The 22,295-nt window shown below is 52.9% G+C and carries 21 protein-coding genes; 5 read left to right on the top strand and 16 right to left on the bottom strand.

What is annotated here, in order from left to right; translation table 11 throughout:
• Positions 1-61: 61 nt before the first annotated feature.
• The 5 genes from BLS94_RS06480 to BLS94_RS06460 form a co-directional block, all read right to left on the bottom strand.
• Positions 62-1,336: a dihydroorotase gene (locus BLS94_RS06480; RefSeq protein ID WP_072767810.1), complete on the bottom strand. Its 1,275-nt coding sequence runs from the start codon at positions 1,334-1,336 to the stop codon at positions 62-64.
• A 5-nt stretch (positions 1,337-1,341) separates the two neighbouring features.
• Positions 1,342-2,289 carry an aspartate carbamoyltransferase catalytic subunit gene (locus BLS94_RS06475; protein WP_072767811.1) on the bottom strand — a complete coding sequence of 316 codons (948 nt, stop codon included), beginning with the start codon at positions 2,287-2,289 and terminating at the stop codon, positions 1,342-1,344.
• A 3-nt stretch (positions 2,290-2,292) separates the two neighbouring features.
• A complete protein-coding gene (gene pyrR, locus BLS94_RS06470) occupies positions 2,293-2,802 on the bottom strand; it encodes a bifunctional pyr operon transcriptional regulator/uracil phosphoribosyltransferase PyrR (protein WP_090958836.1) in 510 nt (169 codons plus the stop codon).
• Complete coding sequence (gene ruvX, locus BLS94_RS06465) at positions 2,789-3,232, bottom strand: Holliday junction resolvase RuvX (protein WP_090958717.1); 444 nt, start codon at positions 3,230-3,232, stop codon at positions 2,789-2,791. The genes pyrR and ruvX overlap by 14 nt, the downstream gene beginning before the upstream one ends.
• A 66-nt stretch (positions 3,233-3,298) precedes the next feature.
• Complete coding sequence (locus tag BLS94_RS06460) at positions 3,299-3,859, bottom strand: YqgE/AlgH family protein (protein ID WP_072767813.1); 561 nt, start codon at positions 3,857-3,859, stop codon at positions 3,299-3,301.
• A gap of 408 nt (positions 3,860-4,267) precedes the next feature.
• On the opposite strand from BLS94_RS06460, the gene BLS94_RS06455 reads away from it, so the two are divergent.
• On the top strand, positions 4,268-4,732 hold the full coding sequence (locus tag BLS94_RS06455) for a sodium:proline symporter (RefSeq protein ID WP_090958714.1): 465 nt from the start codon (positions 4,268-4,270) through the stop codon (positions 4,730-4,732).
• Here the strand turns inward: BLS94_RS06455 and BLS94_RS06450 are convergent.
• The 11 genes from BLS94_RS06450 to BLS94_RS06395 form a co-directional block, all read right to left on the bottom strand.
• Complete coding sequence (locus BLS94_RS06450; protein ID WP_090958711.1) at positions 4,720-5,184, bottom strand: hypothetical protein; 465 nt, start codon at positions 5,182-5,184, stop codon at positions 4,720-4,722. The genes BLS94_RS06455 and BLS94_RS06450 overlap by 13 nt on opposite strands.
• Before the next feature lie 352 nt (positions 5,185-5,536).
• On the bottom strand, positions 5,537-6,025 hold the full coding sequence (locus tag BLS94_RS06445) for a pilin (protein WP_090958708.1): 489 nt from the start codon (positions 6,023-6,025) through the stop codon (positions 5,537-5,539).
• 59 nt (positions 6,026-6,084) lie between these two features.
• Positions 6,085-6,510 (bottom strand): universal stress protein, encoded by a 426-nt coding sequence (locus tag BLS94_RS06440; RefSeq protein WP_072767817.1) that lies wholly within the window; start codon positions 6,508-6,510, stop codon positions 6,085-6,087.
• Between the two features lie 202 nt (positions 6,511-6,712).
• Positions 6,713-7,438: a TerC family protein gene (locus BLS94_RS06435; RefSeq protein WP_090958706.1), complete on the bottom strand. Its 726-nt coding sequence runs from the start codon at positions 7,436-7,438 to the stop codon at positions 6,713-6,715.
• 96 nt (positions 7,439-7,534) lie between these two features.
• On the bottom strand, positions 7,535-8,701 hold the full coding sequence (locus BLS94_RS06430) for a patatin-like phospholipase family protein (RefSeq protein WP_176767806.1): 1,167 nt from the start codon (positions 8,699-8,701) through the stop codon (positions 7,535-7,537).
• A 203-nt stretch (positions 8,702-8,904) separates the two neighbouring features.
• Positions 8,905-10,302, bottom strand: coding sequence for a class II fumarate hydratase (gene fumC / locus BLS94_RS06425; protein ID WP_090958703.1), 1,398 nt, complete (start codon positions 10,300-10,302; stop codon positions 8,905-8,907).
• Between the two features lie 267 nt (positions 10,303-10,569).
• Positions 10,570-10,848 (bottom strand): hypothetical protein, encoded by a 279-nt coding sequence (locus BLS94_RS06420; protein ID WP_090958700.1) that lies wholly within the window; start codon positions 10,846-10,848, stop codon positions 10,570-10,572.
• A 306-nt stretch (positions 10,849-11,154) separates the two neighbouring features.
• The gene (locus tag BLS94_RS15040) at positions 11,155-11,673 is read right to left on the bottom strand and encodes a histone (RefSeq protein ID WP_143021655.1); all 519 of its coding nucleotides are present in this window, start codon (positions 11,671-11,673) and stop codon (positions 11,155-11,157) included.
• A gap of 166 nt (positions 11,674-11,839) precedes the next feature.
• Positions 11,840-13,027 (bottom strand): ribonucleotide-diphosphate reductase subunit beta, encoded by a 1,188-nt coding sequence (locus BLS94_RS06405; RefSeq protein ID WP_072767823.1) that lies wholly within the window; start codon positions 13,025-13,027, stop codon positions 11,840-11,842.
• A gap of 36 nt (positions 13,028-13,063) precedes the next feature.
• Positions 13,064-15,919 (bottom strand): ribonucleoside-diphosphate reductase subunit alpha, encoded by a 2,856-nt coding sequence (locus tag BLS94_RS06400; RefSeq protein ID WP_072767824.1) that lies wholly within the window; start codon positions 15,917-15,919, stop codon positions 13,064-13,066.
• 433 nt (positions 15,920-16,352) lie between these two features.
• Positions 16,353-17,486, bottom strand: a complete 1,134-nt coding sequence (locus BLS94_RS06395; protein WP_072767825.1) for a rhomboid family intramembrane serine protease — start codon at positions 17,484-17,486, stop codon at positions 16,353-16,355.
• A gap of 167 nt (positions 17,487-17,653) precedes the next feature.
• On the opposite strand from BLS94_RS06395, the gene BLS94_RS06390 reads away from it, so the two are divergent.
• From BLS94_RS06390 to BLS94_RS06370, 4 genes are all read left to right on the top strand, one after another.
• Positions 17,654-18,928, top strand: coding sequence for a TIGR03790 family protein (locus BLS94_RS06390; RefSeq protein ID WP_090958691.1), 1,275 nt, complete (start codon positions 17,654-17,656; stop codon positions 18,926-18,928).
• A 255-nt stretch (positions 18,929-19,183) separates the two neighbouring features.
• Complete coding sequence (argS, locus tag BLS94_RS06380; RefSeq protein WP_090958687.1) at positions 19,184-20,932, top strand: arginine--tRNA ligase; 1,749 nt, start codon at positions 19,184-19,186, stop codon at positions 20,930-20,932.
• A gap of 23 nt (positions 20,933-20,955) precedes the next feature.
• On the top strand, positions 20,956-21,561 hold the full coding sequence (locus BLS94_RS06375; protein WP_090958684.1) for an SPOR domain-containing protein: 606 nt from the start codon (positions 20,956-20,958) through the stop codon (positions 21,559-21,561).
• 80 nt (positions 21,562-21,641) lie between these two features.
• Complete coding sequence (locus BLS94_RS06370) at positions 21,642-22,289, top strand: thiol:disulfide interchange protein DsbA/DsbL (RefSeq protein WP_090958681.1); 648 nt, start codon at positions 21,642-21,644, stop codon at positions 22,287-22,289.
• Positions 22,290-22,295: the final 6 nt, after the last annotated feature.

Genomic DNA, 22,295 nt, shown 5'->3' with positions numbered 1-22,295 from the left:
ATCAGTTCAGTTGCAGAGATACGAAAATGACAACGCATGGTTGTGGCGCAACTTCCAAACCTCAACCTTCGTGCACGATGTTACCGTTGATCAGGGTATATTTTACTCTGCCTGGCAGTTCCATACCGAGAAATGGGGTGTTCTTTCCCTGGCTTTTCAGCGCAGTTGCTTCTACCTTCCAGTATTGTTCGGGGTCGAAAATGCACAAATCGGCGGTAGCGCCAAGAGACAGGTAACCGGCTTCCACACCCAGTATACGGGCGGGTTCCGCGGTGATTTTCGCCAACACCTGGGCCAGGGGAGCTTTTTTTTCAGCCCCCCATTTCAAAGCCAGCGGCAACAGCAATTCCATGCCTGTGGCGCCGGCCTCGGCCTCGGCGAAAGGTAGCAATTTGTGATCTTCATCCACTGGCGCGTGATCCGAACATATCGCATCTATCGTGCCGTCGAGAAGGCCGGCTCGTAGCGCGTCACGATCTCCCAAAGCCCGTAGTGGTGGAATGAGATGACAATTCGAATTGAAGAAACCGATATCCATTTCGGAAAGATGTATATGGTTAGCCGATACATCGCAGGTAATGGGCAGGCCTTGCTGCCGGGCCGCGCGAATCATGGCGACGCCTTCCGCGCTGGAGATACGGCATAGATGAACCCTGGCGCCCGTTTCCCTCGTCATCAAAATAATATTCGCCAACGCTACGGTTTCCGCGCAAACAGGAACCGGGGGCAAGCCCAATCGCGTCGCCACTTCGCCGTCATGCGCCACGCCACCGTCGGCAAGATTCATGTCCTGGGGACGGAGCCAAACCACGAAGCCGAAGGTAGAAGCATATTGCATGGCTTGCATCATCACACGTATGTTCGGAAGCGGCATATTCGACTGGCCGAAAGCGACGCATCCGGCATCACGTAATTCAGCCATTTCCGTCAGCCGTTCACCTTTCAAACCTTGAGTAAGTGCTCCGACAGGATAAACATGAGCCTGATTGAGACTTCTGGCGCGATGCTTCAGCATTTCCACCAACCCCGGTTCATCCAGTACGGGATCAGTATCGGGAGGGCAGGCCAGGCTGGTGATACCTCCGGCTACCGCTGCAGCCATTTCGGATTCGAGGGTGGCTTTATATTCGAAACCCGGCTCGCGCAACCTGGCCGATAAATCCACCAGGCCGGGGCACACTATCATGTTGCTGGCATCTATTTCCCGGTTGGCATGAAAACCATGCGGGCTTTCACCCAGGCCGACGATTTTGCCTGCCGCAATGAACACGTCCATGATAGCGTCAGTTCCGCTCCTCGGGTCTATGATACGACCGCTCCTGATGATCTTTTTCATCTCTTTCAATTGCCTGCCAAAATCGACATTACCGCCATCCGTACTGCGATGCCGAATGTCACTTGCGGCAGAATTACCGATTGCTTGCCGTCGGCAACTGCGGAGTCAATTTCGACGCCCCGATTCATCGGGCCGGGGTGTAAAACAATAGCATCACGCTTGGCCAGCGCCAGCCTCTCTTGAGTGAGTCCATAATACTTGAAGTATTCTTCAGTGCTGGGGAGACGGGCACTCAGCATGCGCTCGCTTTGCAGGCGCAACATCATCAGCACGTCTACATCTTTTAGCCCGTGCTCCATTTCGTGATAAACATGTACGCCGAGACGTTCAACCTTTGAAGGGAGCAGGGTTTTTGGTGCAATGACTCGTACTTCCGGCACACCTAGTGTCGTAAGCGCATGAATTTGAGAGCGCGCAACGCGCGAGTGCAAAATATCGCCGACTATCGCTACTCGAAGATTACGAAAATCGGGCTTGTAACGGCGAATGGTGAATACATCGAGCAACCCCTGTGTAGGATGCGCGTGTCGGCCGTCTCCGGCATTGATGACATGAATCTCGGGCCGGACATGGCGGGCGATCAGGTGCGCCGCTCCGCTTTGCGAGTGCCGCACCACGAACATGTCGGCGTGCATCGCGGAGAGATTATTCACCGTATCCAGCAGCGTCTCACCTTTGGATTGCGAGGAAACGGCAATGTTGAGATTGACGACATCGGCAGACAGGCGTTTGGCCGCGATTTCAAAGGTGGTGCGAGTGCGTGTACTGGGTTCGAAGAATAAATTGAATATGGATTTACCGCGTAGCAAGGGCACTTTCTTGACATCGCGCTCCGTAACCCCGACGAAAGACTCGGCGGTATCGAGGATATTCAGCAGAATAGCGGCGGACAATCCCTCAGTGGTAAGCAGGTGCTGCAATTCGCCGTTCTTGTTCAGTTGCGGATTATTCACGGGTTATTCATTATCCCGGCGTTTGTCGTACAGGCTGAGGCTCAATTTTCCGTTATCGGATTTTTCGAGCGCGAGCATTTTATCCGAAGGCAAGTCAAGCGTTGCTCCAACATACTGGGCGACGATGGGGAGTTCTCTCCCCCCCCGGTCTATTAAGGCAGCGAGGCGAACGCTTGCTGGTCTGCCATAATCAAATAATTCATTGATAGCTGCCCGTATGGTGCGCCCGGTATAGAGCACGTCATCTATTAAAATTATATGACTGCCTTCCACCTTGAATGGAATGTCTGAGGGCTTAACCTGAGGATGTAGGCCAATCTGGTCAAAGTCGTCTCGATAGAACGAAACATCCAGCGCACCCAAGGGAAGCGAAAGCTTCAAATCCTGGTGCAGCCGTTGCGACAGCCATACCCCTCCCGTGTGGATTCCGACGAGCGCGGTGGTTGTTTCAACATCGGGCCGTATTCTTCCGGTGAGCTCGGCCAGCAATTGTTCTGCATTAGGTAATTGCATTTCGTCCATCAAAATAGGTTTGCAATATCAGCTGAGCGGCTATCTGATCCAATAGTGGTTTTTGCTTCTTTTTATTTACACCTGCTTCCCGCAGCGCTGCGCTGGCCTCAATTGAAGTATAGCGCTCATCCACCAGTACCGTCCTGATGCCAAAACGGCCTTCAAGGCGGCGCGCGAAACGACGGCTCCGCCGGGTGAATTCATGTTCCGAACCATCTGCATGAGTTGGCAAACCCACTGCCAACAGCGCTGGATGCCACTCATCAATTAGCTGAGCGATGCTTTCGAAGCATTCCGCTGTATTCTTGTTGCTTACGGTAGCAAGCGGATGCGCTAAAGCCAGCTCAAGATTACCCACCGCCACACCGATGCGCCTCTCGCCAAAATCAAAAGCCAAAATCGTCCCGATAAGGTGGGTTTCAATATTCATGGTCGGGAGTCGCCGGACAAGCCCGCTTGCCGTCGTGGAGCATTGCCGATGAATAGAACGCTGTTATTAAGAATGCCCCACTTCATCCGAAAGGCTTGATAAATCGACGCCAAGCAGACGCATCGCCGCCGTCAAACGCTCCTCAGCCGGCAACTCGAAGATGATATTTGGTGACGCGGGCACGGTGAGCCATGTATTCTGGGATAATTCATGCTCTATCTGCCCCGGCGCCCATCCCGAATACCCCAATGCAACGAGTAATTCTTTTGGGCTTTCTCCGCTTGCTATCGCTCGTAAAATATCCAGTGAGGTGGTGAGCCCAACCTTATCATGTACTACCATTGTGGATTGCCAGTCACCGACAGGTTGATGCAGTACGAAGCCGCGATCCAGTTGTATCGGTCCGCCAAACATGATTGGCAACCCTCCTACAGCCTGATCATCGGAAGAAATATCCAATTGATCCAGCAGGTCCTTAAGAGTAAGGTCAATGGGCCGATTAACCACCAGGCCCAAGGCGCCCTGATCACTATGTTCACAGATATATGTTAGCGTCTTGGAAAAGAAGGGGTCTGCCAAGGCGGGCATGGCGATCAAAAAATGATGGGTCAAGTTGACGCTTTGCATGGATAGGCTGATTGCATCCTGCTATGAGATATCTCTAGGGTCTGAATTTGCCAGCACCTGATCCAGGGACTGCCGGCTTTCCCGTTTAGTTGCAGCCAGGTTCATTTTTCACGAGTATTCGGATAACAATATAATTATTATCCGCCGGCATTTCGCGCCTGTGCCTACAAAGCGGCTTTGCTATCATTGTAGAACGAATTCGTTTTCAGTAGTACGTTTTGAAGAAATCGAAGCTGCGCCGACCCATGAACCCGCCCCATCAGCAGCAGCGTCTCCCCCGGCAGTTGTCTTCCAATGGGGGGCGCAAGCCCCCGGAGATTTCAGTTGGGCGTATGACATAAATAATGGGAGTTCGAAGGATGTGAGCGAGGATATGAGCGGTAAAAGCCTGATTTTTTTTTGCGACGTATGCCGTTGAACTGGAGGCCGGCGATCAGTTCCGGCATTGTCGCGGGAGTGGTTGCGACGGGGGCCCAGATTTTCCTGTGGCTGGTGTTCACGGACGCGTTGCCGCGCATCTTCTATAGAGATGCGCGTTTCACCGCGGCTATCCTCCTGGGGCAAGGCGTTCTACCGCCCCCGGCCACGTTCGACTGGAAAGTGATGATAATCGCGACCGTTATTCACTTTGCGATTTCCATTGTTTACAGCCTGATTCTGGCCCTTTTGCTTTCCCGCATCGGAATGATGCTTTCCCTGCTCGCGGGTTCTATCTACGGGTTGATGATATTTACAGTAAACATGTATGGCGTGACGGCCATTTTCCCTTGGTTTTCAGAGGCGCGCGACTGGATCACAGTGGTGACACACGTCGTGTTTGGAATTTCTCTGGCTGGTACGTACAAAGTCTTATCGAGAGCTCACTTCCCATAACGCAAGAGTTTGGAAACAAGCGTGTGAAAAGTTTTTTTTGGGTTCGGCCCCTGATCGTCTCTCTCCGCTGCGGTACATTTCTCGTCGGTCACCTCGGACCGGCAAAACTGGCAGTAGTTTTCCCAATCCCTGTTGTACGCCGGTATCTCCTCCTGGCGGATATTGGGCTTAAAGTCATCAATAATTTCCTGCATTACCGGTAATCTGGCGCAAAGATAAGTATCTATGCTTTTAGGCCAGTTGACAGGCTCGGGATACAGGCCGGAAAGGGTATGCAGAATAGCTGAACGGAATTCCTCGGCGGCCTCATTCCGGCGTTTGCGGTAATATAGTTCATAAATCCCCGCAACAACGGTCGCGGCAGCCAGCAGAACCAGGGGCCACATGGGGACTTGATTAAAGTATGCTGCTATCTGGTCATACGGTGCGATAGTGTCGTTACCTTCATTCATATATTCTTTCCGGTTATCTTGTCCTGCTATAAAAATATTCGAGCGGGCATAGCGCTGGGGGATAAATACAATAAGCTAAGCTGCAACAGGATTTCAATCCTGTTATCCTGTTTAGCGGGAGTACTTGAAGATTATAAGCTTTAGGTCGTCGCGGTCAATTGCCCATCACGAATTCAGCGATTTTGGATAATCCACATCCCCCTTTACGGAGAGGGTCCATTGCCGGGTTGCGGTACGCTCACCTGCTATCGTACCGATTAACCATACGCATAAGAATCAACATCATTTTATAGCCCACCGATATCCCGTAATCGAATAGCGTCCATGCGCCAGGTTAATATTTACCTGGGCGCTATTTGCAAGATGGGGGACGATGCTGAGGTAGTACGCTCCCTGCTGTCAGCCCGGGCACGCCGGCAGCGGGGTGAGTGTTGTCGTTGCAAATCCATTTTACGCCATCGGTGGTCGCTAAAACCAGCGTTCTGCCCACATTATCCTTCAAGAGCTCAGGGCTCACCCCATTATTTTTAAATGTTGCCGTTACCTGAAATCCGGAAGCCAGGGTCGCAGGCGTTAGGCCTGCGACATACTTTCCGGCCTGTGTTTTCACAAGAGTATCGAACTCCGATTTTGTAGGCCATCTGCCGTTATCCGAATAAAACGCGGAAACAGGTGCCTTTACGCTATCCAGAAGATCAGCCGCTTCAGTAACTTGAGCCCGAGCCTGGGAATCCTGATAAAGCAGATATGCAGGCGGGATCGCTACGGTTACTAAAATGCCAGTAATCGCGAACACCATCATCAATTCGATCAAGGTCAAGCCCTTCCGATCCAGCGCCATCCTGATAAAGCTCCTTTGGTTAGAACTCGTGCCATATCCAGTGCTTTTCATCCCATTTGTCATTTAATAAGTAGCACTGGTATTGTTGATAGTTGAATAACCTTGCTGGCTACCGAACCCAGCAAGATCCCCTTGACCGCCCCCAATCCCCGCGGCCCGATGATGATTTGATTGCAGTTTAATTCCTTCGCATAACGCAAAATCATATCCGGCGGAGTTCCTACCGTGATATGAAGCTTGTAGCCGATGCCCGCCCGATCCAGTAATTCACGTGCTGCCCGCAGCTCTTTCATCCCTTCTTCCTGCTGATACAGTTCAATACTCTCCTTGTCTATAAACAGAGGTACATTCCCGCGCTGTGGGAATTGCACGTTTAACAAATGGATTTCCGGTTTTTCCTTGTACCAATCAATAAGGGTGATAAATTCAGCAATTGCTCTATCAGAAGCGTCCGAACCATCCACCGGTAACAAGAATTTCAACATATGTTCTCTCCACCAAAACGACGGTTATCCAGCAGCCTGTCGGACTTAAATGAAATCGCCTGCAAAAGCGTCTGGCTGGTTCATATTTCGCTGCTTTTTCGACCAATAGAATAACTATTGGCCTTCAAAATTCTCAAAATCTGCCCTCACCCAGTCACTTTTTCGCTGCCATTCTTCAAGCCCGACAGGCTTCTAGCGGCAACTATAGCGGTTTGTTCACATCATCCACCAGATCCACAACGGCCGCACTTTTTGCCTGGGCTCGCGCCGCAAGCCATTTACCGGTTACCACAACCAGCAATGCGCCACAAGCGGGGGCAAGCCAGTGCAGATAAGCCGCGTTCGTATTCACCCATTCCTTGCTGACTGCGTCGGTAATGCTCATATCTCCCGCGATCCACCCCAGCAAGCCCGCACCAATGGCGATGGTGACAGGAAAACGATCCATCAGCTTCATCACCAGTTTGCTACCCATAACAATGATGGGCACGCTCACCAGCAACCCGAAAACAACCAAACCGATACTGTCCTTGGCCGCGCCTGCAATCGCAATGACGTTATCGAGGCTCATCACCGCGTCGGCGATAATGATAGTCCTGATCGCCCCCAATAGCGTTGTGCTGGCATCAACTTTATGCCCGTTGTCGTGCGGCTCAGGTTGAAGCAGCTTGGTGCCAATCCATAATAGCAACAACGCGGCTAAAATCTTCAGGAATGGAACCGCCAGCAAATTGAGGGCAAAGAAAACCAGCACAACCCGCAGCCCGATCGCACCGAGTACCCCCCAAAAAATCCCGAGATTTCGCTGCTTCTCCGGCAATCGTCGGCATGCAAGCGCGATGACGACCGCATTATCACCGCCCAGGACGATATCGATGGCGATGATTTGGAGTACCGCGACCCAGAATTGCGGACTGGCGAAGTCCATAAATAATCTCTGAAAATTAGGTGGCTACGTAAACTTGGGCAAGAAGATATAGTCCTCCTTGAATAGGCCGTTACCGCAATTATACCAGCGTCTCGCTCACTCGCTCTCAGCGTGAATGAATTGAAGAATTTCCGATCTGCGCGGCACGGTGTCCTGATATCCAAGTTCAATTAGTGCACGGCAGAAGGGTTCTTCAAACAAAACATAGCTCAGCAGCGCCGAGCCGTCTCGCCGCATCGCGCCGATGTTACGAAAAAAAAGCCGTACGGTACGCGGTAGCGCGTGCGCGTGCTGTTCGGCGATTTTATTGATTTCCACGCTGGGAGAAATTACCATCGATTTGATCTGGCGTAGCGGCATGCCGTTATTTTTCAGATTCTCATCCGAAATCATCCCGATAATATTGTTGATACGCTGCAGGCGCTCCAGGTCAACGTAAAGACTGTCGAGAAAAAGGCTGCCCATAACATGGCCTCCTATCTGCGCCAAAGTAGGGTAGCTGTCGACTGTGGCGCGCTCGGGTTGCGCTTCGACAGCCTTGCGTACGCCTATTACGAGCACCCGTTCCGCGCCCAGATGCAGCGCTGGACTGATGGGCGCGAGCTGACGCATGGACCCATCGCCGAAATATTCGCGATTGAGCCGCATTGCTGGAAAAAGAATAGGAATAGCGGAGGAGGCCATCAGATGCTCAACCCCGATACGTGCCGATATGCCGATGCGGCGTTCCCGTTTCCAGGGTGCTATACCGTCAACGCCCTCATAGAACGTAACCGACTGGCCGGAAGTATAGCCCCATGCGGTGATGCCCAGCGCATGCAAAGCACCTGCTTCGATGCTTCTCTGAATGCCATGAAGCGGCAAGCTGTATTCCAGTAATTGAGCGAGCGGCGAATTGTCCAGCAAAGAGACTACGCTACGCTTTCTTAAGCGACCGAGCAGTAGCGAAGCCAACCAGCGTGCCGCGTTTCCATATACGCCGATGGGATCGGAACGATAGGCCTGGCTGACACGGGCATTCTCCCACACCGCCGACAGATCGCGCACCCCCTCATGAAAATTCCGGGCAGAAACTGCGAGACTTGCGGCATTGAATGCCCCGGCGGAAGTACCGCAAATCACAGGAAAGGGATTGCGTGTCCTCTTCGGCAACATCTCGGCGATGGCTCGCAATACGCCCACTTGGTAGGCTGCGCGCGCGCCACCGCCAGTCAGCACAAGACCGACCTTAGGCGGTGCAGTTGATGGCTGTATCAAACTCATTCGCCAGCAGCCAAATCTGCTCCTGTCTATGATGCCTCATGCAAGATTGCCGTAGCAAACATTCCGGTAGTCGCCAGCCTGCACAGCAAACGTAACTTCAGGAATCCCGCGCAATTTCATGATATTTCGATGTAGATCCGGATTTTGCATTCATGCCGGCGCTGGCCCTGATTTTGGTCGCCTTGAAAATTCAGGGGCAGTAATTAATTCCGCCTGGCTGTCCCTATCATATCCTCCGGCCTTATCCAGCCATCAAATTGCTCGGCTGTAACATGACCCGAGGCAATTGCCGCTTCTCTCAGCGTCGTATCTTCACGATGCGCTTTCTTGGCAATTTCTGCTGCGACATCATAGCCGATGTGGGGCGTGAGCGCTGTCACAAGCATCAGCGAATTATGCAACAACTCATCAATACGTTCGATATTGGCCGATATGCCTGCCGCGCAATGGTCGTTGAAACTCGTCATGCCGTCCGCAAGCAGGCGTATGCTTTGCAGGAAGTTATGGATGATAAGCGGCTTCATGACATTCAGCTCAAAATTCCCCATTGAGCCGCCAAAATTAATCGCTACGTCGTTACCCATCACTTGGCAACAAATCATGATCATCGCTTCCGATTGAGTAGGATTGACCTTTCCCGGCATAATGGAGCTGCCCGGTTCATTTTCGGGGATTTTTAATTCCCCGATACCGCAACGAGGGCCGGAAGCGAGCCAACGGATATCATTTGCGATTTTCATCAATGACGCCGCCAGCGTCTTCAGCGCCCCATGGGCATGAACGAGTGCATCATTAGCGGCGAGCGCCTCAAATTTATTGGGCGCCGTGACAAACGGCAGATTCGTCAGCCTTGCCAATTCCGCTGCTGCACGGACGGCAAATTCAGGATGGGTGTTCAGGCCGGTTCCCACCGCAGTGCCACCCAAGGCCAGTTCATGCAAATGTGGAAGCGATGCGTTCACATGCACCAGTCCGTGATCCAACTGGGAAACATAACCCGAGAACTCCTGCCCCAGCGTCAGGGGCGTCGCATCCTGCAGATGAGTGCGGCCGATTTTGACAATATCGGAAAATTCCTCCGCCTTGTCCGCCAAAGTCCGCCTCAGCGCAACAATGGCGGGTATCAATTGTTGATCGATCGAACGTACCGCTGCCACATGCATCGCCGAAGGAAACACGTCGTTGGACGATTGGCCCTTGTTCACGTCGTCGTTGGGATGGATTTTGCATTCGACCCCGCGCCCGCCGCCGAGCAATTCGGAAGCACGGTTCGCCAGTACCTCATTCATGTTCATGTTGGTCTGGGTACCGGAGCCCGTCTGCCATACCACAAGCGGAAATTCCGCATCATGGCGGCCTGAAGCCACCTCATCGGCAGCCTGCGTAATGGCAGCGGCGACATCGGCATCCAGCAGACCTAAATCGCGATTGACGCTGGCTGCTGCACGCTTCACCAGCGCAAGGGCGTGAAGCAGTGCGAATGGGATGCATTCGAAGGAAATTCTGAAGTTCTGCAGGGAACGTTGCGTCTGCGCGCCCCACAGCGCGTTGGCAGGCACCTGCATCATGCCCATGCTGTCGCGTTCTTCGCGGTAACTCATGCAGACCTTCGGCTAGATGAATAGATGGGGCAGTTCTGAATGCCTGGCCAGAACGGAAGCCGGAGTTACCGATCGATTTGTTACCAGAGGATAAAGCGCAGGGTTGTGAAATCGCACAGTAAGCGGTTGAGATTGGTTTTCAGGCCCCTTCCCGGGATTCCACATCACGAGTGCCCAGGCTGGTCGAAGCGATGGGTTTGTTTCCAGACCTTCGGCGAGCTCATGCCGGGCCAGCAGATTAAATCTGCAAAACCAAAACCGCACTGATCAATTTTCAAGACGAAATGAAACTTCACCAGGCTGGCCGGTTTCAGGATCAATCCAGTCGGATATTCCAATCTCTTCCTCCGCCTGCTCCAGGGTTTCCCCAGGTTCATAATCGGATTCCGCGTTGTATTCCATATCCTGCGTGGCTTCGAGTAGTGTCGGAAAGGGACCGAAAATCTTGTCGCTCTCCTTCTCATCATGCCAATAAAAACCATCGGGACGTTCGACAATACGCTTGGTGTCGTAATCGCGTGACGCTGGTGGAATTTTATAACCCATGACTACCTCCACTAGGATTTACAGGTTGAACTGGCTTTAATCTTAACCTCGTCTGCAAAATTTTACCAGTGTAAATAATCCATGCAGAGAAAAGACAATGATTATTGAGGGTTTGGTTGCGCGGCGGCACCTATTGGAAGAGGAAGCCGGGAGCCGCTTTCGCTCGACAGAAAGAGCAACCGATTTTCGATGTTTCAATTGTGAGAACTATAAAAAGAGAAGGCAAGCGTTTATATCTATGGTTGCCGGACCGGCTTATCACTTCTCCGGTAGCAGCCTGATCCGCAATGCCAACCAACCCTAGGCTCAGGAGTCTGATCTTGAAAGAGGAAATGGCCAGCTTGAAGCTGGGCTGTTGGCTTTAGCTGATTTAGCCGCTTTTTTTTTGCCGGTTGCTTTCTTCGCCTTTTTCTCGGTCCTGGTTTTAGTCGAAGCCGTTTTCCCTTCGGATTTCTTCGCGCTGGCTTTTTTGCCTGGAGAGGCTGTCTTGTCCGAGGTATCTTTCTTTACTGCCGACTTGCTGGCTGAGGCGGAAGGTTTCTTTTCAGCCTTTTTTTCGGCCTTTTTCTTGGCTTTTTTCTCGGTCTTTTTCTCTGCTGGTTCCTCGACTGCTTTCTTGGACGCTTTTTTAACCGGTTTTGGGGCTGCCGTTTTTTCCTGCTTGGCCGAGGTCGTTGTGGAAGCGGTCGCTTTTGCTACAGGTTTCTTGATTGAAGCAGCGTTTTTGCTCCCGACTTTCTCGGCTGGTTCCTCCGCTGCTGTTGTTTTTTTGGTTGGCGCTTTTTTGCTGGTTGCGGGCTTTTTCACAGTCGCGGATTTCGTCACGGCAGGTTTCTTTGCCGGGGATTTCTTGGTAGTCGCCATTTCAACCTCCAGGTAAGATTACTCAGGGGTTTACAACATGTCACACTTACTACACCTACCGCTACACGTAGATTCACAGTATTACCGGTAGTACTGTGAATCAAGCATACTGATCGGTTTTCTCAATTCAGTCCCAGTTTAGCGCGCCCCCGGTCTGGTATTCTGTAACGCGGGTTTCAAAAAAGTTTTTTTCCTTTTTCAGGTCGATCATTTCCGACATCCAGGGAAAAGGATTGCTGGCGCCCGGATAGAGGATATCCAGACCGATCTGCTGGCAGCGGCGATTGGCGATATAGCGCAAGTATTCCTTGAACATCGGCGCATTCAATCCCAGGACACCACGCGGCAATGTATCCTCCGCATAACGGTACTCCAGTTCCACCGCTTTCTGCATGAGCGCGCTGATTTCATCACGGAACGCTTTGGTCCATAAATGCGGATTTTCCATTTTGACCTGATTAACGACATCTATGCCGAAATTGCAGTGCATGGATTCGTCCCGCAGAATATATTGATACTGTTCCGCTGCACCCGTCATCTTACTATTCCTGCCGAGCGCCAGAATTTGTACGAAACCCACGTAAAAGAACAGTCCTTCCATGATGCAGGCGAATACGATCAGGCTCCTCAACAACTTCTGATCGGCTTCAGGTGTGCCGGTCTCGAATGCCGGATCAGTGAGTGTGTCGATGAATGGAATCAGAAACTCGTCTTTTTCCCGAATTGACGCCACTTCATGATAGGCGTTGAAAATCTCCCCCTCGTCCAGACCCAACGATTCGACAATATACTGATAAGCATGCGTATGGATCGCTTCTTCAAACGCCTGGCGCAACAGATACTGGCGGCATTCCGGGTTGGTGATGTGGCGGTAGGTGCCGAGTACGATATTGTTGGCAGCCAGCGAATCAGCGGTAACAAAAAAACCCAGGTTCCGTTTGATCAGGCGACGTTCATCCTCAGTCAGTCCATTGGGGTCTTTCCATAAGGCGATGTCTGCGCTCATGTTGATTTCCTGCGGCATCCAATGGTTGGCGCAGGCGGAAAGATACTTCTCCCATGCCCACTTGTACTTGAACGGCACCAGTTGATTGACATCCGCCTTGCAATTGATGATGCGCTTGTCTTCGACCGACAGGCGCCGATTTATATCGGCGGCAGGCCTGCCAATATTTTCGCCATTCTGCGCTTCAATCCCATTTGAACCAGCATCTTGCAGGCTCAGCCTGGACGCAGCCAGCACTTTTGCGTCGCTCGATGCACCATTTATTCGTGGCATTCCCGATTGCACTGTGTCGTCCTCAAATGTCAGCATATCCTTCTCCTTTTATTTTCCAATTCCTGCCAATTATTATTGGCATGACTCGCACTCGGGATCATCGATGCCACAATAACTCACGTCAGTTGCCGTCACGCTCACTGGCATGTTTCCTTCTATGGGCACCGCGTTCAGGGAGCCTGCTCTGCCCGTGGATTTTTCCGCTGAAGTCGCGCCCAGGGAGCGCAAATAATAGGTGGTTTTCAAGCCGCGCAGCCAAGCCAGTTTATAGGTCTCATCCAGTTTTTTCCCGGATACACCCGCCATATAGATATTGAGCGATTGTGCCTGGTCGATCCACTTCTGCCGTCGCGCCGCCGCCTCGATTAACCACTGTGGATCGAACTCGAAGGCGGTGGTATATAGCCTGCGAATATCGGCCGGTACCCGGTCTATCTGGCCAAGGGCACCATCGAAATACTTCAGGTCCGAAATCATGACTTCGTCCCAGAGTCCCAGTTTTTTCAGGTCGTTTACCAGGAATTCATTCGCCATGGTGAACTCGCCCGATAGATTGGACTTGACGTAAAGGTTCTTGAAGGCAGGCTCGATGCTGGCCGATACACCGATAATATTGGAAATGGTTGCGGTTGGGGCAATTGCCAGGCAGTTGGAATTGCGCATGCCATGTTCTCTTATGCGTTCGCGCAGCGCATCCCATCCAAGTGTGGCCGACCTGTCTACCTCGATGTAACCGCCGCGCTCCTCGCGCAAAAGATCCAGCGTATCCTGAGGCAGAATCCCCCGATCCCACAGGCTGCCGCGATAGGAAGCATAACGCCCGCGCTCTTCGGCCAACTCGGTGGAGGCCCAGTAGGCGTGGTAGGCAACCGCTTCCATTGTATGATCGGCAAATTCCACCGCCTCATTCGAGGCGTAGGGAATGCGCAGCATATGCAGGCAATCCTGGAAGCCCATGATGCCTAGTCCCACCGGACGATGCTTGAGGTTCGCATTCCGCGCCTTCGCGACGGCGTAGAAATTGATATCGATCACATTGTCCAGCATGCGCATGGCGGTACCGATAGTGCGCTTGAGCTTGACGGCATCGAGCTCGCCGTCGGCAATATGTGCCGACAGATTGACCGACCCCAGGTTGCATACGGCGATTTCGTGATCATTGGTATTGAGGGTTATCTCGGTACAGAGATTGGAGCTATGCACTACACCGATGTGGCTTTGCGGCGAGCGAATATTGCAGGCATCCTTGAAAGTGATCCATGGATGGCCGGTTTCAAATAACATGCTGAGCATTTTGCGCCATAACTGTTGCGCGGGAATTTTCTTGTACAGGCTGAGCTCGCCGCGCGCGACCTTCTCCTCGTAGGCGAGATAAGCCTGCTCAAACGGTTTGCCGAATTTTTCATGCAGGTCGGGCACGTCGGAGGGCGAAAAAAGCGTCCACTCACCCCCTTCCATGACGCGCTTCATGAACAGGTCGGGAACCCAGTTGGCGGTATTCATGTCATGGGTGCGGCGGCGGTCATCCCCGGTATTTTTGCGTAAATCCAGAAACTCCTCGACATCCAGGTGCCACGATTCCAGGTAGGCGCAAACCGCGCCTTTGCGCTTGCCGCCCTGGTTTACCGCCACCGCGGTATCGGAGACCACTTTGAGGAAAGGCACTACGCCTTGTGACTTGCCGTTTGTACCCTTGATGTGCGAGCCCATCGCCCGTACCGGTGTCCAATCATTACCCAGTCCCCCGGCATATTTGGCGAGCAGGGCATTTTCCTTGATTGCCTCGTAAATGCCATCGAGGTTATCCGGCACAGTGGTGAGGTAGCATGAAGACAATTGCGAACGGCGGGTCCCTGAATTAAACAGGGTTGGAGTGGAGCTCATGAAATCGAAATTCGAGAGCACGTGGTAGAACTCCAATGCGCGTCCCTCGCGGTCAATTTCGTTCAGGGCAAGTCCCATTGCCACGCGCATGAAAAATGCCTGCGGCAACTCGATACGACTGCCCCGTATATGCAGAAAATAGCGATCATACAAAGTTTGCAAACCCACGTAGCCGAATTGGAGGTCGCGGCCGGCATCCAGTGCTTTGGCCAAACGCGGCAGGTCAAACTGCGCCAGACGTTCATCCAGCAACTCGGCATCGATGCCGCGCTTGATGAAGTCAGGAAAATACTCTGCATAGCGACCGGGCATTTCCTGGTGCAAGACTTCTTCGCCCAGCACTTCGAAACGGAGGGAATGCAACAACAACCGCGCAGTGACATAGCTGTAGGCAGGGTCTTTTTCAATTAACGCGCGTGCCGACAGCACCAGCGATTTTCTTACCTCTTCCAGTGGAACGCCGTCGTACAAGTCCTTCAAGGTGGCTTTCAGTATCAGCGCCGGGTTTACCACTTCGCCCAGGCCTGAGCAGGAAGTTTCGATCAGCGTCAGCAGGCGCGCCGTATCCAGCGGAATCCTGACGCCGTTCTCCATTACATTCAGAATGCTGGCTGGCGCTTCGACCACGCCCATTTCTTTCTGTCTCGCCCGCTTCCGCGCGCGATCCTCGCGGTAGAGCACGTAAGCGCGCGCCACATCATGCTCTCCAGAACGCATCAATGCGAGTTCCACCTGATCCTGAATGTCCTCGATATGGAAAGTCCCGCCTGAAGGCTGGCGGCGTATCAATGCATTGACTACGTCATCGGTCAGTCGCGCCACCAATTCTCGTACCCTGGCCGAAGCCGCACCTTGGCCGCCATTGACGGCGATGAATGCTTTTGTCATAGCAATGGAAATCTTGGCCGGCTCGAACCCGACCACCGAACCATTGCGGCGAATGATCTTGTATTGGGAATACCGGGTGTCCTGGGCGGGAAGGGCTGAAGAAAGCTCGTGCCCCGCTACTGCCGGACGGTTCATGTGGTCTGTTGCAAGCTGCATGTCGGATTCTCCTCATCTATACGGGAAAGCGGCTTCTTCCCCATGGCTGAAGGGGGTGGCGGCGGATATCGATAAATCTGTAAACCACTACATATAGTAGAAATATTGGATACATTTTACTAGAACTAGTGCATACAGTGCAATATTTTTTGATGTATGTCAAAAGCTTTTTATGAGATTAAAGCATACCGGGCGGACTAAAACCCGAATCGCGGACAATGCGGCGCTGCCTCAGCGGGACGGCAAAACTATTGCGTGTTTCGCTTTTAGACGCTTCGTTATCACAGAGCAGCGCGATAGAATTATGGTTTGGGTAATTGCCCCCGATGATTGCAGGCGGTACTCCAGCGGCTGATAACTGAACGAGTAAAATGCTACTACATACGTATTATTGATTGATGACGCTTATTTCCTTCAGCTCGTATCTTTGTCTTTATTCCTGCCCTGCTTGCTTACGCCTGGAAAGCTCATCTTTTTCAGGTTGAGTGAGCTGCCGCGATTGTTTTTCCATTTCAAGGGCGTCGCGGATCTGCTGGGGCTTGTTGGCGCGCAATCCCTCCGCCAAAGCGCGTGATGCATCTCTGCGGCGCTCGGCATAATGGCGCAGTATTTCCACCGTGGCGGCGGAGGGCAGGGCAGGATCGGGCGGAAGCTCGGAAAGCAGCTCAAAGCTTTCTTCATAGCGGTCTGCAACAGATGTGTCGATACGTCCTGCCAGTTCCTCGAATGAGGTGCCGTCTTGCCTGGCCTTATCAAGTATGCTCTGCCAGGACTGTGTGATCGCTGCATCGTCCCGCAAGAATTCGCCGATCTCCTTACGCGCCAGCACCTCTTCGCTCCAGCGGTAAGTGCGCACGGGAACCTGGCTGACCAGGATGACAATTGCGAGTGCAAAAGCGGCTCCGGCAAGAACGCGGATGTGGCGAAATCGAGGGGAGAGGCGTTCTGTTATACCGGCAGGCTGTGCAAATATTATTCCGCCGAGTAAACCGGAAAAAAAACCGCCGATATGCGCCGCATTGTCAATGCCGGTAATTAAAAGGCCGAGCACAAGGCTGGCAAGTGCAAAACCCGCAGCCCCCCAGAAAAACCAGCGAAATTCCTTCGGATGAAGATTGTGGCGCTCGCGCCAGAGAAATATGAGGAGGGCGCCAAACAGGCCGAAAATGGCGCCTGAAGCGCCGCCGGAGATGGCTAGTCCCCTATGTGCAACGAGTGACAGCAGGTTGCCCGCCAGACCGCTGGCGAAATAGATGCAGGCAAAGCGTGCGTGCCCGTACATTCGTTCAACGAGTTGTCCGGCATCCCAGAGCGCCCAGAGATTGAGCGTCAGGTGAACTGCGCCAAAGTGGAGGAATAGCGCGGTACCCAGGCGCCACCATTCGCCGTCCTGCGTAGCCGGGCCAAAATTTGCGCCCCAGGCCAATTGCACGCTATTGGAAGAATGCCACAGTCCCGCCCCGCCCACGAGCATGGCTGCGAAGACCAGGAGGTTGACGCCGACAAGCAGTTTGGTAACGGGTATACCAGGCAACCGCTGGTAGAGAAGATCATGTAGAGGCAGCATGGGACGGTGGACGCATTTTCGCGGAGCGTTTATTATGCACGAGGATGAAGCCTGCTTATTTTATATGCTTGAGGAACAAGGATGTTTCTCAAAACTGGAATTTGCGAGCCCCGGCTTCAGGGCAGGGGTTCTTCGCACCGGAATGGGCGCCTCTACCCGCATCTTCGATGAAACGCCTTGCCCGCCGGCGATTTGCAAGCTGGAAGTTTCTGACCTGCCTCCCCGTCCTGCTGATCGCCCTGGTGCTCGCCCTGATGCTCGGGCCAATGCCTGTCCATGCTCAAGCGAGAATCGAGTTGCCGCGCACGGGGCTGGTGCCGGATGAGCTTGCTGTCATCATTAACGACAGCGATCCCCAATCCCTTAAAATCGGTGATTACTACCAGAAGGCGCGCCATATCCCGGCAGCCAACATGATTCACCTGAGTTTTCCCTCCGGCCGGAGCGCCCTCTCAAGGGATGAGTTTCAGCAATTAAAGATGGAAATCGATGAGGCTACGCCCCCTCACATTCAAGCCTACGCGGTCGCCTGGACACTTCCCTACCGGGTAGCTTGCATGTCGCTGACCTCGGCGCTGGCTTTCGGCTTCGACGAACGCTATTGCTCATCCGAGTGTGGCCCTACCAGACCCAGCCCATATTTCAACTCGTCGAGTCTTCATCCTGTTGGCGACCATAACATACGCCCTGCCATGATGCTGGCCGGGACCGATTTCGAGCAGGTCAAGGCACTGATCGATCGGGGAGTCGCCTCTGATCGCAGTTTCCCAAAGGGTCATGCCTATCTGATAATAACGCCTGACAAGGCACGCAGTGTGCGAGCGAGCTATTTCGAGCTGGCCGCAAAAGAACTGGCCGGTGTTTTTCCCATCGAAATTCTGGAAACCGAAGCAATTTCAGGTAGGCATGACGTTCTTTTTTATTTCACGGGCCTGGCGGACGTGCCGCAACTCCATACACTGGATTTTCTGCCTGGTGCAATGGCAGATCATTTAACTTCAGCCGGCGGCCAGCTTACCGATTCAATGCAGATGAGCAGCCTGCGCTGGCTGGAAGCGGGCGCCACTGCCAGTTATGGGACGGTGATCGAGCCATGCAGCCATATACAGAAGTTCCCTTTTCCCGCTGTTGCCATGTTTCACTACGCGCTTGGTGAAAGCGCCATTGAATCTTACTGGAAAAGCGTGGCATGGCCGGGCGAGGGCGTGTTCGTGGGCGAACCGCTGGCCCAGCCATTCGCTCCCGAACTGAGAGAAATTCGCGCGGGGCAATTCGAACTGCACATTTTCTCGCCACGCCAACGGCGGCTCCGCATGGAGCAGTCCCGCTCAGCGGTGGGGCCGTACAAGCCTCTCGCTCAGCGGCCACTTATAAGCCGTGGCGCTAATATAATACGCTTCAATTTCGCTGAAAAAGAAGGTTATCTCAGATTGCAATGGTGATAGGGTTGAGCTTGGCTCATTGCCGGATACGCTGATACGCCGGTTTATACCGAATTGATCCGGCGCTGACGTGATGCCTGACCGGCCAATTTTACGCTATTCTTTATTTGCACAATCGTCTGGTGGGCGCCGCCACAGCGAACCAGAGGCGGTTTTCCCCTTCCATCTATCGCTGTGCCGATCAAACTGGCAGCGTAACTCATCCCAACGTCGTTATAATAACCGCTGCCCACCTGTCGCTATCGCCATGCAGCCATGATTCCTCCCGTTCAGCCCAACTTTAAATCCCATTTTACTGAGCTCCTGCGCGTGCCCTTGAGCGAAATGGGCCCGCTGGCGCTGGACGCGCATATAGAGTTTGCGCGTCCCCGCCAGGCAAGCCACGGGGATTACTCCTGTAACCTCGCGATGCAATTGGCTAAACCTCTGCGTCAAAGTCCGCGTGAGATCGCCGCGCTGCTCGTCAATGTGCTTTCCGCTTCACCTTATCTGGAAAAGATAGAGGTCGCGGGTGCCGGCTTTATTAATTTGTTTCTCACGACTTCCGCCAAGCAGCAGTTTCCCCGTTATGTACTGGAGAGCGGCGAGCAGTTCGGCCATATTAATCTGGGTGCAGGTAAAAAGGTACAAGTGGAATTCGTTTCGGCCAATCCGACCGGACCCTTGCACGTCGGACATGGGCGAGGTGCGGCATTCGGCGCAAGCCTCGCCAATGTGCTGGCGGCTGCAGGTTATTCCGTCGCGCGTGAGTATTACGTTAATGACGCCGGACGTCAGATGGATATTCTTGCGCTTTCCACCTGGCTGCGTTACCTGGAACTGAACGGAGTCACTTCGCGCTTCCCCGGCAACGCGTACCAGGGCCAATACGTACGTGATATGGCCCGCCTGATTTACAAGGCGCATGCAGGACGGTACGTGCATCGGCCTGACTTGCTGTTTGAAGGTATCTCTGAGGAAACGGATACCGGTACCGAAGCGGACCTCGACGGGCTGATTGCCAAAGCCAAGAAACTGCTGGGGCAAGATTACGCATACATTCACAATTTCGTCCTGACGGAGCAATTGGGCGACTGCCGCAATGATTTGATGGAATTCGGTGTTGCTTTTGATACATGGTTTTCCGAGCAATCGTTGTTCGATAACGGTGATGTAGCACATGCAGTCCAATTACTCGAACAGGGGTGCTATCTATATCAACAGGATGGCGCGCAGTGGTTCCGATCGACCGATTTCGGCGATGAAAAAGACAGGGTGGTTCAGCGGGAAAATGGGCAGTTTACTTATTTCGCTTCAGATATCGCTTATCATCTCAATAAGTTCGAACGTGGTTTTGAACGCGTCATCGATGTCTGGGGGGCCGACCATCATGGATATATTCCACGAGTAAAAGGCGCGATGAAAGCGCTGGCTATTGATCCCGGAAAACTTGAAATTGCGCTGGTGCAGTTCGCGGTGCTCTACCGCGACGGAAAAAAAGCGCCCATGTCCACCCGTTCGGGAGAATTTGTCACGTTGCGTGAATTACGTCAGGAAGTGGGAAACGACGCGGCACGCTTTTTTTACGTATTGCGTAAAAGCGACCAGCATCTGGATTTTGACCTGGACCTGGCTAAATCACAAAGCAACGATAACCCCGTTTATTACGTGCAATATGCCCATGCAAGGGTTTGCAGCGTGCTGGAACAATGGGGTGAAGACCCGGCGATGCTTCATACAGCGGATATGTCCCCGCTGACAGACCCCGCAGAATTATCTCTTTTGCAGAAGCTGATCGACTATCCTGAAATGGTGGAGGCGGCAGCGAAGGAACTTTCTCCTCATCTGATCGCCTTCTACCTCAGAGAACTGGCGAGTGAGTTTCACAGTTACTATAATGCTACCCGTTTTCTCGTTCCGGAAATTCCGCTGCGACTGGCCCGGCTAGGGCTAATTGCCGCGATCCGGCAAATATTGAGCAATGGTTTGAAACTGCTGGGCGTAAGCGCGCCGGGTAAAATGTAGCCATCATATTGAATAAGCTTCCCATGAGCCGAGATTATAAAACCCACACCAACTCTTCAATTTTCGCCAAAAGCAAAAGCACGCTTCTCCTAGGGGTACTTATCGGCTATGCGCTGGGCCTTCTCAGTGCCATCGGCACATGGATGTACATCAATCAGGCGCCCAGCCCATTTATATCCCAGGACAAGGTTGCGGAGAGCGCCGCGGCGAAAAGTGCCGCAACTCAAACTGAAAGACCGGCACAATCCTCAGGCATGGAAGCCAAGCCGGCCAACGTCCCCGATGCCAAACCACGCTTTGAATTCTACAAAATCCTGCCGGATGCCGAGGAGCCCGTGCCGGAGCACCAGATCAAGCAGGCTGCGCAGCGGACTTCTTCCCAGGATAAATACTTTCTTCAAGCAGGGTCTTTCCAGAATGCCGATGACGCGGACAACTTGAAAGCGAAACTGGCCATGCTCGGAGTGGAAGCATCTGTTCAAGCCGCCAATTTGCCGGAAAAAGGTACCTGGCACAGGGTACGTGTAGGACCTTTTTCCAGCGTTGCTGATAGCAACCGGGTTCGGGCGTCCCTGCAACAAAGCGGTGTGCAGAGCAGTCTCGTTAAAATACATGAAGGAGTGCAGTAAAGAAGGAATGTTTTAGTCTCGCTGTCGGGCGCGAATAAACGGCGCGTAATAAATATGCAGTCTATTTCCAGGAGAAAAAAATGAATTCATTGCGTTTGCTTGCGGCGGTCCTCTTTCTGGTCGGCATAAGCCTCACTGGTATTTCAGCCGCTCGCGCCGAAATTGTTGAAGGGACGGATTACACGCTTCTGCCCCAACCTCGGCCAACTGACAGTGACGGCAAGATTGAAGTCATAGAATTCTTCTGGTACGGTTGTCCGCATTGCTATGAACTTCATCCGCGAATCAAGGCATGGCTGAAGCGAAAGCCTAAAGATGTGAGCTTTCGTTACGTTCCCGCCATCTTTCGCGCAAACTGGATTCCCGGCGCTAAAACCTTCTATGCGCTGGACGCGCTAGGCGAGACAGACCGGCTGCATGACAAGGTCTACGAGGCCATTCATCGCGACAAAATCGATTTGACCAAGGACGAGGTATTATTCGACTGGATGGCGAAGCAGGGAATAGACCGGAAGAAATTTATCGATGCCTACAACTCCTTCGCGGTGCAAAACCAGGCGTCGCGGTCAACGCATATGTCCAAGGATTACAGCCTCACAGGCGTGCCGGCGATAGTGGTGGATGGTCGCTACCTCACCAGCGGAAAAATGGGTGGCACGCCCGACGACACCATCAGAACGATGGATGAGTTGATTGAAAAAGTGCGCAAGGAGCGGGTAAAGAAATAGTGCGAT

Origin of the sequence: Nitrosospira sp. Nsp18 (genome assembly GCF_900103145.1) — a bacterium.
Taxonomy (GTDB): Bacteria; Pseudomonadota; Gammaproteobacteria; order Burkholderiales; family Nitrosomonadaceae; genus Nitrosospira.
Note: the sequence above shows the minus strand (reverse complement) of the source record. Positions and strands in the feature narration are given on the sequence as shown.